The 12,520-nt window shown below is 42.8% G+C and carries 12 protein-coding genes; 6 read left to right on the top strand and 6 right to left on the bottom strand.

Annotation, left to right across the window (positions count from 1 at the left end; translation table 11 throughout):
- Positions 1 to 134 precede the first annotated feature (134 nt).
- Positions 135 to 1,595: an IS21 family transposase gene (gene istA / locus AC04MN_RS06710; protein ID WP_475382416.1), complete on the top strand. Its 1,461-nt coding sequence runs from the start codon at positions 135 to 137 to the stop codon at positions 1,593 to 1,595.
- 15 nt (positions 1,596 to 1,610) lie between these two features.
- Positions 1,611 to 2,384: an IS21-like element helper ATPase IstB gene (gene istB, locus AC04MN_RS06705; protein ID WP_475382415.1), complete on the top strand. Its 774-nt coding sequence runs from the start codon at positions 1,611 to 1,613 to the stop codon at positions 2,382 to 2,384.
- A gap of 28 nt (positions 2,385 to 2,412) precedes the next feature.
- On the opposite strand, the gene AC04MN_RS06700 is transcribed toward istB, so the two are convergent.
- From AC04MN_RS06700 to AC04MN_RS06690, 3 genes are read right to left on the bottom strand one after another with little or no spacing between them, the layout of a single operon-like run.
- Positions 2,413 to 3,327, bottom strand: coding sequence for a hypothetical protein (locus AC04MN_RS06700; RefSeq protein ID WP_475382414.1), 915 nt, complete (start codon positions 3,325 to 3,327; stop codon positions 2,413 to 2,415).
- Positions 3,324 to 3,632 (bottom strand): helix-turn-helix domain-containing protein, encoded by a 309-nt coding sequence (locus AC04MN_RS06695; RefSeq protein WP_475382413.1) that lies wholly within the window; start codon positions 3,630 to 3,632, stop codon positions 3,324 to 3,326. Before AC04MN_RS06695 ends, AC04MN_RS06700 begins: the two co-directional genes overlap by 4 nt.
- Positions 3,633 to 3,660: 28 nt before the next feature.
- On the bottom strand, positions 3,661 to 5,322 hold the full coding sequence (locus AC04MN_RS06690) for a hypothetical protein (protein WP_475382412.1): 1,662 nt from the start codon (positions 5,320 to 5,322) through the stop codon (positions 3,661 to 3,663).
- 176 nt (positions 5,323 to 5,498) lie between these two features.
- Here AC04MN_RS06690 and rfaD point away from each other — a divergent pair, with 176 nt between their 5' ends.
- Genes rfaD through AC04MN_RS06670 form a run of 4 tightly spaced genes read left to right on the top strand, consistent with a single transcriptional unit; the run spans position 5,499 to position 9,684 of the window.
- Positions 5,499 to 6,467: an ADP-glyceromanno-heptose 6-epimerase gene (rfaD, locus tag AC04MN_RS06685; protein WP_475382411.1), complete on the top strand. Its 969-nt coding sequence runs from the start codon at positions 5,499 to 5,501 to the stop codon at positions 6,465 to 6,467.
- A 9-nt stretch (positions 6,468 to 6,476) separates the two neighbouring features.
- Positions 6,477 to 8,210: an aromatic amino acid hydroxylase gene (locus AC04MN_RS06680; RefSeq protein WP_475382410.1), complete on the top strand. Its 1,734-nt coding sequence runs from the start codon at positions 6,477 to 6,479 to the stop codon at positions 8,208 to 8,210.
- On the top strand, positions 8,207 to 8,989 hold the full coding sequence (locus AC04MN_RS06675; protein ID WP_475382409.1) for an RNA methyltransferase: 783 nt from the start codon (positions 8,207 to 8,209) through the stop codon (positions 8,987 to 8,989). The genes AC04MN_RS06680 and AC04MN_RS06675 overlap by 4 nt, the downstream gene beginning before the upstream one ends.
- Positions 8,990 to 9,039: 50 nt before the next feature.
- A complete protein-coding gene (locus AC04MN_RS06670) occupies positions 9,040 to 9,684 on the top strand; it encodes a response regulator transcription factor (protein ID WP_475382408.1) in 645 nt (214 codons plus the stop codon).
- Between the two features lie 38 nt (positions 9,685 to 9,722).
- On the opposite strand, the gene AC04MN_RS06665 is transcribed toward AC04MN_RS06670, so the two are convergent.
- The 3 genes from AC04MN_RS06665 to AC04MN_RS06655 form a co-directional block, all read right to left on the bottom strand.
- Positions 9,723 to 10,187: a hypothetical protein gene (locus tag AC04MN_RS06665; protein ID WP_475382407.1), complete on the bottom strand. Its 465-nt coding sequence runs from the start codon at positions 10,185 to 10,187 to the stop codon at positions 9,723 to 9,725.
- An 83-nt stretch (positions 10,188 to 10,270) separates the two neighbouring features.
- The gene (ribD, locus tag AC04MN_RS06660; RefSeq protein ID WP_475382406.1) at positions 10,271 to 11,425 is read right to left on the bottom strand and encodes a bifunctional diaminohydroxyphosphoribosylaminopyrimidine deaminase/5-amino-6-(5-phosphoribosylamino)uracil reductase RibD; all 1,155 of its coding nucleotides are present in this window, start codon (positions 11,423 to 11,425) and stop codon (positions 10,271 to 10,273) included.
- Entirely contained in the window at positions 11,410 to 12,519 is a 1,110-nt protein-coding gene (locus AC04MN_RS06655) for a homogentisate 1,2-dioxygenase (protein ID WP_475382405.1), read from the bottom strand. The genes ribD and AC04MN_RS06655 overlap by 16 nt, the downstream gene beginning before the upstream one ends.
- Between the last annotated feature and the right edge of the window lies 1 nt (position 12,520).

The following is a 12,520-nucleotide window of genomic DNA, read 5'->3' as shown; positions in this document are numbered from 1 at the left end:
GACCCCCCTGATTTCAGGGAGTTGACCCCCTCAATTTCACTGAATTGACCCCTCTATATTTGATCTGAGGGATCAGACCATGAGCGTTAACGACATTGGATATTACCTGTGGCAGCCCTCCTCTGGGGGTGGGCATGGCCAAAATGAGGACCAGTGTGGAAATTCGCAATCAAGTTCTAGAACTAAAAAAGCAAGGCAAAGGCAAGAAGGCCATCGCGCGAACATTGAAGATCGCACGCAACACAGTGAAAAAAATATTAGAAGAGTCTGAGTCGTCACTAGCGACATCAGAGTCTCCAGCGTGGGCTCAGAAAATCAATTGGGACAACGTCCGATTTCAAGTGGGACGAGGCGTACAATTCAACATTCTTCATCGGGAAAACACTGATGCTAACGAAGTCAGTTATTTGAAGTTCTGGCGTTACTATCGTTCGCAGTTTCCAGAAAACAAAAAAGTCACAATGGTTCTTCACCACAAGCCTGCGGAGAAGACTTTTTTCGATTTCACCGACGGCTTGTACATCACAGATCGAAAGACTGGCGTGAAAACTAAGACACAGCTTCTTTGCGGCGTACTGGCTTTTAGCAGCTTAACATTTGGCGAGTTCGTCGAAGACCAGAAACAACCCAATTTAATTCGCGCAATGGAAAATTGTTTTCGTTACTTCGGTGGCGTCACGCCGTATGTAACAATTGATAATTTAAAACCTGGAGTCAAAACGGCTCATATTTATGATCCAGAAGTGAACCCTGGTTTCGTTGAATTCTCAAACCACTGGGGGTTCGCAGTTATTCCAGCAAGGCCCTATAGCCCACGTGACAAGGCTAAGAATGAAGCCGCAAACGGCGTTGTTCAGCGTCAGTTTTTCCAAGAGTTCAGAGATAAAACTTTTTACTCTTTGGTAGAACTTAATTCTGAGTTTCGCAAATACTGTGATCACTTGAATACAACAGTAATGAAAGACTACGGCGTCACTCGTAGAGAGCGCTTTGCAACTGAATTGCCGCTCCTTCTTCCGTGTGCTTTGGAGTCCTTTGAAGTCTCAAATTGGAAGGAGGCAAAGGTTCATGCTGACTGCCATGTGCAAGTGAATAAACGGTTTTATTCCGTTCCTCATGAATACATTGGTCACTCCGTGAAAGTTCGCCTCAAAAATAAGATGATCGAGATTTTCAACACTAATCTTGAATCTATCGCAGTACACGCGAAGCTGACTGGACATGATCTTTATTCAACCGTGGAAAGTCACTACCCAGAACAGAAGCTCGCGGTCGCAAGATTTGAAGTGAAGCACGCATTGGCAGAGGCGGCTAAGGTTGGTCCGGAAACTACAAAACTTGTAGAACAGCTTATCTCTGGCGATCGCCCTCTGCACTTGCTTAGAAGAGTTCAAGGAATTTTACGTCTTCAGCAAAGCAAGAAAGTATCAAAAGAGTCTCTGGAGTATGCCGCCCAAATGGGAATGAAATTTAATAGAACTCAATATGCCTACATCAAGTCCGTCGCAGAACAATACCAACAAAATGGCCACCGAAGATTATCAACAGTTCCCAAACGAGATGCCGAAACAATTCACTTACATCACCAACACTAACGAAAGGAATATTTTATGAATGAACAAGTCAGGCAAGTTGCACATCAGCTGCGGCTATTCGGTGTACACGCAGCCTTTGAACAACGCGCCCTTGAGGCAAGTGGCAAAGGATTATCGCATCTAGAATTTTTGCGCCTTATACTCGAGGACGAAGTTTGCAATCGCAAGAACAGATCCGCACAAGCGCTCTTGGCGCGAGCAAAATTCCGCAGCCAGGTTGACTTAGAAGACTGGGATATGTCCGCAGATCGCGGCATAACGAAACCAAAGCTGCGTGAGTTGGCAGGACTTTCCTTTTTCCACGCACTGGAAAATCTTTTGATCGTAGGAAAAACAGGTCAAGGCAAAACTCATCTTTCAATGGCAATTGGCCGCAAGCTGTGCCAAGAAAATATCTCGGCGGTGTTTCTACCTATGAACTTTATGTTTGAAGAAGTTCTTGCAGCTAGAACCAGTGGCAAATATCTCAACTATGTTCGCAAGCTCACTCAATCAAAGGTTCTGGTCTTTGATGACTTTGGACTTCGAAACTATACGCACGAGGAAGCTACTGTTCTGGTTGATATTTTAGAAGACCGTCATCGCAAGGGATCGGTGATCGTGACCTCTCAGGTTGAGCCTAAGGGTTGGCTGAAACTTTTTGAAGATCCAGTAATTGCCGAAGCCATCGTAGATCGCCTGTTGAACCCAAGTCAGAAGATCCATTTGCAAGGCCCAAACTTCCGGGAAAAATTGCAAAGAAAACTTCCTGCGGGAAAAACTATTGAAAAAGAAAATTTGCTGAAATAAAAAGCAGCGTCGCTACGCTCCGGGGGGGTCAGTTCCCTGAAAACACCGGGGTCAACTCATTGAAATCGAGCAGCTTAGGATTTAAATCCAAATTAAATTCATACTCGGCCACCAGTTTACCGCCTTTAATATTAAACTGCGTGGCCGGAAACAACGGATTCATGCCAACAAGATAAGGAAACCAAGCCAGCAAAATTTGACGATAGCGCATTAAGCGCATAATACTTTCGTTCTGTTCTGCAATATCCTTATGCCTTGAAAGTGGCAGAACAGTTTTTAAATGATATTTTTTGCCGACGAACTGACTTGAATAATCAAAATTCGTATCAAAGAACTCAAAATTCTTCGAAAGCAATGAATACACATCCGGAACATCTTCGGCCGCTCCGACGATTTGCCCAATTCTGGTTTCATGCATCGTCAAAAACATAACACTAGAAAGACTGTCCATTTCCTCTCGACTTAATCCTGCCTTGGCTACAGCATCTAAAAGATCAACAAAGAAATTTAAATTTACTCGCGTATTTAGATCCTGATAGATCAACGGAGACACATTCAGCTTATATAAGATATCGTCCGCGAACTTTTGCCCGCGAGTCAAAATTAGATATTTAATGATGTGATAAGATGTTCTCAAAAATGAATTTTGATTAACCGAATAACGCTCGGGCAACACGCAAACGTCTTCGAAAATTCTTTTACGAGCTAAATCAACATCATAGCGCTCTAGTAATAGCGACTCCCCATCCATCCCAAGGATTCCTTGCAGACGGTTAAAATGCTCTTGCTTAACAGGTAGGTGAAGACGATCACTCCACCAACCTAAAATTTGCTCAGAGCTTTTATCTAAAACCTCTGGCAAACGACGAAGCGGCAACCCTGTCTTAGCGACTAGTTTTTTCAGCTGCTGTTCGTAAAATTCGCGTTCTTTTCGTTTGGTCATGACGGAAAGTTCTCGCATAAGGCTTCGGCAACTTCGTTAATGACTCGCACTTTTGAAATCTGACTCAACTCAATCAAATCATCAGCTTCTAAGTCCAAGGTTTCGACCAACTTATTAAATTGCTCTTCGCTAAAAGCCGTAGCTCCAGCCTCCAACTGACTGTATTTTTTAACAGTCATAAGACAATTTAAAGCCACCGCAGTTTTTGTAAATCCAAGCTCTGTGCGCTTACGCAAAAGGTATGCCCCAAAAAGAAGCCGCATATGAAGATTGCGAGTTGGAAATAGTTCGTTAAAGCTTGGCATAAACACCTAATTAATTGGTAATCCGAATTCAGTTATTTGTCCAATTAATTAAAAATTTCACAATATCAACATCTTCGGGAGCCGCAACTCCTGCAGACGGTAGTGGTCCAACTAGTTGCTCTAACGAATAATCCATTTTTGCATCGTATTTGCGTTCGGATTGATAACGAAGCCAACGCTGTCTTCGATACCATTCCCGTTTATTTGCGTCGTCCCGGCAAGACTGAAGTTCAATATAGTCTGAAGCTCCCCATCGCAGTTCGGGACAATGATAGGGATCAAAGCTCAAGCTATAAAGGCGACGGCGAACATCTTCCAGATTCAATGTGATGATTTCCGCATTCGAGTTTTGATATTGAACAACACAACTTTCAGCCTCTTGTAGGTAAGTATCCAAAAGATCTTGCGCCAACCGAGTCCCCGAATACTGCACAGTTGGGTCTTGTTGAACATGTTTCGCCAGCATCGCCCTAGTTTCTGCCAACAGGTCTACAAATGAAACCTTCAAACGCGCGTCACGAGACGGCGTTGAGTAGGTCTCCCACTCTCCAGAAGTACCATAGATATTTTCAGGCAACTTCACCGGATGCGCTTTAAGATGCAGCTTTGACTTAATAGATTCCTGAACTGCAATTGCGCGATCTTGAACCGAAACGCATAAATCTCGAACCATCGTCTTCATATCTACGATAGGATTTATAACCAAGGGCCCCTCGGAAACTTTATTTCGCAAGTACTCATAAAAGCTTAATTTTCTTCCCGCCAATAAAAAAGAACCCTGCTTCCAGTCGGAAAGATTCACATTGGTGTTGCCGTAGAACTGCTCTAAAGAGTAATCATGAAGCTGATTATTCTTTACTCCACGCACGAATCCGCCAACCCAAGCTCCCTGCTCGTTCTTCTGAGCTCCCTCTAAATACAGAGGACGAAATTTTTTAAATCCCGCACCTTGTCCAGGATGACTTCGAACAAATTTTGGATTGAAGATTCCCATCGTTAAAGAATTATCCGGATGAGCATCGATGTAAAATACCCGACCATCTTTGGTAATCTTGTAAACAACAGCAACATGCCCATTGGGATCATAGATGACAGTCCCTGGAGCAATACCTTCCCTGTCTAATTTTACAGGATAAAAATCTGCAAACAGTGTGTCGTCCTCGAAGCTTCCAGAAATACGCAGAGTTCCAGAAGAGACACTCTGAGGTATTGTTTCAGTTAAGATTTCTAAAACGTTGGGATATTGCAAAGAAGAGCTTAGACGAGCTTTCTTTGTCGTGAAATCCAATCGAGTATCGACTTTGTTGCCAAATTTATTGTACCGAACATCTTTGGTGAAAAATCCATTTTCCGCATGAGGCTTTACAATCTGAACAATTGAAAATGGAAGACCTTTTTTCCAAGCAAAGTAAGCGCGCAAAATGTAAGGCAAGTCAGCACAATCAGAAAATATCGAAAGCGACGCAGGATCCGATCCCCGATAAGGATTCGCATTCGTCTTCAAGCAATCTGAAGTTTTGGCACATTGTCTATTTTCAACAGCCAAACCAATACGACCGACAAACTCTTGCCACTCGATCTCGTCTTGTTTTTCCCAAGAAGGCTTTGTAATTTTCCAAATTAGGGTCGACTGGGAGTATGCCCCCAATGAAAATAAAATCCCCGCCATTGCGATAAAAAGAACTCGCATACCTACTCCCATTTATTTCGCGCTAATCCAGCGAAAGCTATATTCAATGCCAAATTGCGTCAAGATGGCGCAATGCCTTGGAAATAAGTTCATTCAGCACTCAGTCAGCGCCTTTAAAATCATTGAGAAAAGTTGATTTTTTTGAAAGATTTACCTGTACACAAAAGGAGCCAAAAATGATCGTCGTCACTGGAGCCAACGGATTCATCGGAAGTGTTATAGTTTGGGAGCTGAATCAAGCTGGTTACAAAGATATTATCTGCGTCGACTCTATTGGTTTGAATGAAAGAAATCTTCTTAGCAAAAGGCAATACTCACGCTTTTTAGATAAAAACCAAATTTGGAATTTTCTAGCAACACCAGAAGCTCAAAAGTCTGTCCAATGGATTATTCATATGGGCGCCTGCTCTTCGACAACTGAAACCAATAAAGCCTTCCTTGATGAAAACAACACCGAGTATTCAAATCGTCTTTTTGATTGGTGTGCGACTCACAAGAAAGGTTTGATTTATGCCTCGAGTGCAGCCACGTACGGCGATGGAACTTTAGGTTTTGATGACGAAACCTCTCCGGAACTTTTAAAACCCCTGAATCTTTACGGCGAATCAAAAGTTCTTTCGGATCGTTACTCGCTTAAAGCCGCCTCGACTCCACCTCATTGGTACGGCTTGAAGTTTTTCAATGTATTTGGTCCGAATGAATACCATAAAGGTTCGATGTCGAGTGTTGCTTACAAAGCCTTCCATCAAATCAAAGATACTGGCAGCTTGGGCCTATTCAAGTCCTACCATCCCGACTACAAGGACGGAGAACAAAAACGCGATTTCGTTTATGTCAAAGAAGTCTCTGGTTGGATTCTAGAACTCATGAATAAAAAACCGACTAATGGAATTTATAATATGGGCTTCGGTAAAGCCCATACTTGGCTAGATCTTGCTTCTGCGGTCTTTAAGGCAATGAACAAAGATATCAAAATCAACTGGCTTGAAATGCCAGAAAATATTCGCGGCCAATATCAATATTTCACGTTAGCAAAAACTGAAAAATGGGCTAAGGCTGGAATGAGTCCCTCGAAGTGGCCTTTGGATAAAGCAGTGGCCGATTATGTTCAAAACTATCTTAGCCAACAAGATCCACAGCTTTAGGAGATAATCATGGCTCACGCATTGCCTCCCCACTTAAGAAAGTACGTTGTCGAGCAAAATTACGACAAATACACGCCAATTGATCAAGCTTGCTGGAGATACATCCTACGTCAGCTCCGCGCATTCTTAGGTAAGCATGCCCATGAATGTTATTTAGATGGACTTGAAAAAACAGGCATTGATGTTGAACGGATTCCAAAGATTTCCGAGGTCAGTGAAAAGCTAGAAGGCTTCGGATGGCGAGCCCTCCCTGTCTCTGGATTTATTCCTCCAGCAGCATTCATGGAGCTTCAGGCTCTCAGTGTTTTACCTATCGCAAGCGATATGAGAACCGTCGATCATTTAATGTACACACCGGCACCTGATATCGTTCACGAGGCAGCAGGACACGCACCCATATTAATTCATCCGGAGTTCGCAGAATACCTTAAAAAATATTCGCAAGTTGCTAGAAAAGCGATTATCTCAAAAGATGATCTTGATCTTTATGAAGCCATTCGTGATTTAAGCGACATTAAAGAAAATCCAGTTTCAACCCCTGAGCAGATTAAACAAGCAGAAGAGCACTTAAATAAAGTTTCCAAAAGTATCTCTGATATTTCAGAAGCCACCGAACTTTCTAGAATGAATTGGTGGACCGCCGAGTACGGATTAATTGGAGACATCAAAAATCCTAAAATTTTTGGCGCCGGACTTCTATCAAGTGTCGGCGAATCGAAGTGGTGCCTCTCCGACAAAGTAAAAAAGATTCCACTGACAGTTGATTGCATCAAGCAAGGCTACGACATTACCGAGCCACAACCTCAACTATTTGTAGCCCCGGATTTCAAAACTCTGCACAAGGTTCTTGACGAAATGGCGGCCAACATGGCTTTTCGTAAAGGCGGAGTTGAGTCGGTACACAAAATCATTAAAGCAAAAAGCGTCAATACCGTTCAACTTGATTCGGGCATTCAAATCTCTGGCATTGCCACCGAGATCCTGACGGACTCTGCCGGCAATGCGTCCTATCTTAAGTTTTCAGGACCATGTCAGTTAAGCTTTAATGACAAAGAGATCCCTCATCAAGGAACTCAACACCATCTTAACGGCTTTGGAACTCCTGTAGGGAAACTTTCAGATGGCACTTGCTTACATAAGCTAAGCACTTCAGATGTAAAGTCTCGAGGATGGATACCCGAGGCCTCAATCGAGCTGAAATTCCAATCAGGCATTATAATTACCGGCCAGATTTTGACTTGGTATGAACTCAACGGAGTACAACTAATTCTAAGTTTGAAAAATGCCAAAGCGACCTTGAACGACACTATACTGTTCGATCCTTCGTGGGGAACTTACGACCTTGCTTTAGGAACTTCAATCCCTACAGTCTTCGGTGGGCCAGCAGATCGCCCTGCCTTTGGAGAAACTGACGACTTCGTGGCAAAAAAGGTACCAGCCCCTGTTTACTCAGAAACTCAAAAAAGACTTTTTGATTTATATCAAAATGTGCGTTCAACTCGCGAAGCGAATTTGTCAGGAAATGCTTTAAGCGACAGACTTCAGGTTGTTTTTTCACAGGCGACATCGGAGTTCCCTGCTGAATGGCTGTTGTTTCTAGAAATGTTTGAATTATTAATTAATCGTGATAAGAACTCGACCCTTACTTCAAAGGTATTAGCCCATCTTGAAGAGTTAGGCCGAAATTCCGAGCAGATTCGACCTACAATCCAAGATGGTTTGAATTTAGCCGGAATTTTATGAAACGACCATTTTCCATTAGAGTAGTTTTAGTTCGCAGCTTGTACGAGCGCAACATTGGTGCCGTCTCGCGCGCTATGAGCAACATGGGTATCGATCAATTGATCTTGATTGCGCCTCAGTGTGAGATCACCTACGAAGCACAACAAACGGCAGCCACGGGGCAAAACGGCTTACAAAATCGAATTGTCTATTCCAGCTGGGAAGAATTTTATAAAAACGAGCCCGAGTCCATACGAGTCGCATTCACAGCCCGCGATGGAAAAGGACGTACCGTGCGAGACCTTCGCGAGGTGTATGATTTTATTCGCGACGAGGCGCCTCAGTTTCAAGTAAGCAGTGAATCTCCGGTTTACGTTCATTTAATTTTTGGCCCCGAAGATTGGGGGCTTTCAAATGAAGACACCGAACTTGCCCACTACTGCGCTTGCATTCCCACATTTGGAGACAATTGGAGCCTCAACCTAGCTCAGGCAGCCCTAATTGCTATGTACGACCTGCGTCGATCTTGGGGCGGAAAACGCACTCAGCTTGATGGGCAACAAAAAGGCCGAATCACCGACTTAGGTCGAGCAGATGTGTTTCCTGAAGAGACTCTAAAAACCTGGCTAACAGAAATGGGATTTGATTTAAGTAAGCGCAGAATCAACGTTTTCACAGTAATGCGAAGAATGCTTTTATCTAATGCTCCCACCCGAAAAGAACTCGTAATTTTAGAAACAGTCTTACAACAGAGCATTCGCAAACTACGTGAGTGGAAAGAGTTACAGAAACATAAATAGATTTGTAAACAAATTGATATTATGTATGATTATTCGTACGGAGTTTGAAAATGAATAATCTGCAATTTCTAGTTGTTGACGATGATGTTGAATTTCTTGAATCGATTCAGATGATCTTGGCCAGTAAAGGCAATGTCACAACTGCTAGCAGCCTCAAAGATGCTTGCCAAATTTTATGCAAAAAAACTTTTGATGCCCTTGTCGTCGACTATCATCTTGTTGATGGAAATGGTTGCGAACTGATTCGAACTCTAAAAGAAAATTCCTCGAAGGAAACTCCGACTATTTTGATGTCTGGATTTGCTTCAAAAGAAATGGCAATCGAAGCCCTTGATCTTCGTGTGATGGCTCTTTTAGAAAAACCTTTTAGCGCCACCCAATTACTCGAAAAAGTAAATAAAGTACTTAAAATCAACTCTCAACCCGAGCTTATTTTAAATTCAGACCTTCGCTGTGCCATAGTCAACGGTGAGAAAATTGATCTTACGGCCACTGAATTTAAATTACTTAGTCTTCTAACGGAAAATAAAAATAAACAAATAGAGCGCGAGCAAATTGAAATCAATCTTTGGGGAAAATCTGCTGTTTCTAAAAATACTCTAGACACTCATTTGTATAACTTGAAAAAGAAGATCCCAAATCTAAAAGAAAAGATAAAGACTATTCACGGAGCTGGGTTGATATACTACAGCTAAAAAAAGAGGGCTAAGGCCCTCTTTTTTTTATTTTAAAACTAATCTACAATTTTCTCATCTTCCAAAAGATCTTGCTCTCGACTGCGTGCCTCTCGAATACGCTCGTCAATTTTTTGCAAAGCCTCGGATAGACGCTGCCCAATATCGTGAAGTTGATCGATGTGATTCATATTTGATTCAACATCGCCGTTAATCAACTTTACAGTTTCAAGCTTACTGCTGGCTTCATCTAATTGCTCTTTAATATGCTCTAGCTCTTGATTCAGAGCTTTACGATCTTGACTTAACGCCTTCATCATTTCACGAATCTGCTGTAACGAAAGGGCCTGCAGTTTGCCTTCCGGCAACTCTAGGTCTTTATCATTATCGAAGTCTTCTGTGATCGAGGCCCAAAACAAGGACCACTCTTTGATTAAGGACTGAACTATTGAACTTTTTGAATGCACTTCTGCGCTACTACTACCATCACCCATATAAGTGAAAAAACCTCCGCAATCATTCATGATTGCAGACCTAGTGTACCACAGAGCCATAGACCGAAAGCTATTAATGCTTCTTGTTATGGCCCTTTGATGAAATTATTTCATTATTTTAAGCGACCAGACCACATCAGATCGGGCCCAAAGGTCGAGGTCTTAACACTTCGCAAACGAATGCGCTCTTGCATTGACGGAATTTGAACTGATTTGGTCCACGAAAGACCGCCCCCAGCCCCAATTAAAATAGGAGCCTGAAATATATAAACACGATTCACCTTATCTTCAGCTACAAATTGAGAAGCCGTTTGTGCGCCTCCCTCAATAAAAAGAGAACGCAACCCAAACTGATAAAGCTTCAGCAAAAGATCATCTAAATCCAAGCCACCAAGCAATGTTGTCTTGATAAAAACTACCTGCGGTCTAAGTTCCAAATTAGCCAGCATTGACTCGACTCGAGCTCGAGCCTGTTCAGCAACACACCAGAAAATTCTTTCGGAAGCGTGAACCTTCGTAATTTGCAAACTAGAAAATTTTGACAATAGCTCGCCATCCGTATCAAGAACCACAACTTGATTCTGCTTTTCAATTGATGGATGACGAACATTCAAAGATGGGTCATCAGCCTGAATAGTACCTTTACCAACTAAGACAGCATCATAACAAGCCCGTAGATAATGAACATACTCTCGGGACTCTGGGCCGGTAATCCACTTACTTTCACCATTTTTAAGGCCGATTTGTCCGTCCAAACTGGTCGCCACCTTAACGGCAACAAAAGGCCGCTTATGGCGAAAATTCCAAAGAAAGGCTTCACATACATTTTCCAACTCTTCCAATAAAGAAGCATCTTGGGAAGTAAAAAGCTCGGCCTGGATACCCGCATCTTTTATAATTTGAGCACCCTGACCGGCAACCAACGGGTTGGGATCCACCAACCCGAAAGTCACTTTAGAAACTGGCAATTTCGCAATCGCTTTTGCACAAGAAGGTGTCTTACCCTCATGCGCACAAGGCTCAAGCGTGACGAAAATATGAGCGGACTGAAGTTGTTCTAGAGAAAGTCCTTTTAAAGCATTCACTTCAGCATGGGGACCACCATAAAATTCATGATGCCCTTTGGATAAAAACCCGCCATTCGAATCTAGAACCACACATCCCACTAAAGGATTAGGGCTCACTCGCGTGGCCCCTTTATATGCTTCGGCAATTGCTAAACGCATTGCCTGATCCGAATCTAGTTTTTGTCCTATTTTGATTTCCATGAAGCCCAATATTCTTTCACTTCAATTGAACCCATACGCTCGTCAATTTTTAACGGCTTCCAAGTATCAATCATAACCGCAACTTCATCAGTATGAGTTTTAGTATTCACATTCTTTACGGCTTTAGGATGAGGCCCGTGAGGAAACCCCGCTGGATGCAAAGTGATCATGCCAGCATGAAGATTATCACGGCTAAAGAAGTTCCCGTCGTGATAAAATAAAATTTCATCATAATCGATATTTTGATGATAGAACGGCACTTTCAGTGCATCGGCATCACTTTCCAAAGGACGCGGCAAGAACGTGCACACTACAAAGCCGTTAGCAGCAAACGTTGTATGCGCTGACGGAGGCAAGTGAACACGAGCGCTCAGCATTGGCATCAAGTCTTTAATGTGCAATGTGAACGGCCAATAATCACCTTTCCAACCAACAACATCATAAACATTGGCCTCGTACTTAAACTTGGTAGTGGTCTCTTCACGGCGTACGACAATTTCAGTCACATTGATTTTGTTGTCTTTAATGAACTTAGCTTGCTCTTCTAAATTTGGTCTTCCAAAAGCTTCGGTATCATAGAAAGCATTTCTACCCACCATACCGCGCTCGGGTTCCCGATAACTACTAGCTTTCGATTCAATAACCAATAGATTCGTTTCCTCAGTGACAACAAAAGTATGGTGCAGACATTTAGGTAAATTGATGTACGAACCAGGAGTAAATTTCAGCATTCCATACTCGGTCAGGACAACGCCATTGCCTTTATGAACAAAGTAAAGTGTTTCACCATCGGCATTACGCACACTAGATAGCTCGGTGGCCACTTGTGGCTTAAGCCACAAATTATAAATTGCCACGTCTGAATTGTAGAACATGCGCTCCCATTGGCCATAGTTCTTTTTCAGCTCAACAACGTCATAAAGATGAGGCCGCAAAGGGCCGTCAATTTCCGTCCAGCGCGTCGAAGGCTCGGGCTTTATAAGATGCGATACCGGGCCAAAAAAACCTTTGCGCCCCTGCTCTTCTTCGTAACAGCCCTCTGGAATGGCCTTATGCCCCTGCGTATTGTGCTTGCCCTGTGAATATTGAAACACC

The sequence above is a fragment of the Bdellovibrio sp. ZFWA1 genome, assembly GCF_056175665.1.
Note: the sequence above shows the minus strand (reverse complement) of the source record. Positions and strands in the feature narration are given on the sequence as shown.

What these genes read in the sequence shown, in the direction of transcription:
- AC04MN_RS06665 (WP_475382407.1), bottom strand. Translation starts at nt 10,187, where the DNA reads ATGAATGATTGCGGAGGTTTTTTCACTTATATGGGTGATGGTAGTAGT.
- AC04MN_RS06700 (WP_475382414.1), bottom strand. Translation starts at nt 3,327, where the DNA reads ATGACCAAACGAAAAGAACGCGAATTTTACGAACAGCAGCTGAAAAAA.
- istA (WP_475382416.1), top strand. Translation starts at nt 135, where the DNA reads ATGGCCAAAATGAGGACCAGTGTGGAAATTCGCAATCAAGTTCTAGAA.
- AC04MN_RS06690 (WP_475382412.1), bottom strand. Translation starts at nt 5,322, where the DNA reads ATGCGAGTTCTTTTTATCGCAATGGCGGGGATTTTATTTTCATTGGGG.
- AC04MN_RS06695 (WP_475382413.1), bottom strand. Translation starts at nt 3,632, where the DNA reads ATGCCAAGCTTTAACGAACTATTTCCAACTCGCAATCTTCATATGCGG.
- AC04MN_RS06670 (WP_475382408.1), top strand. Translation starts at nt 9,040, where the DNA reads ATGAATAATCTGCAATTTCTAGTTGTTGACGATGATGTTGAATTTCTT.
- rfaD (WP_475382411.1), top strand. Translation starts at nt 5,499, where the DNA reads ATGATCGTCGTCACTGGAGCCAACGGATTCATCGGAAGTGTTATAGTT.
- AC04MN_RS06675 (WP_475382409.1), top strand. Translation starts at nt 8,207, where the DNA reads ATGAAACGACCATTTTCCATTAGAGTAGTTTTAGTTCGCAGCTTGTAC.
- ribD (WP_475382406.1), bottom strand. Translation starts at nt 11,425, where the DNA reads ATGGAAATCAAAATAGGACAAAAACTAGATTCGGATCAGGCAATGCGT.
- istB (WP_475382415.1), top strand. Translation starts at nt 1,611, where the DNA reads ATGAATGAACAAGTCAGGCAAGTTGCACATCAGCTGCGGCTATTCGGT.
- AC04MN_RS06680 (WP_475382410.1), top strand. Translation starts at nt 6,477, where the DNA reads ATGGCTCACGCATTGCCTCCCCACTTAAGAAAGTACGTTGTCGAGCAA.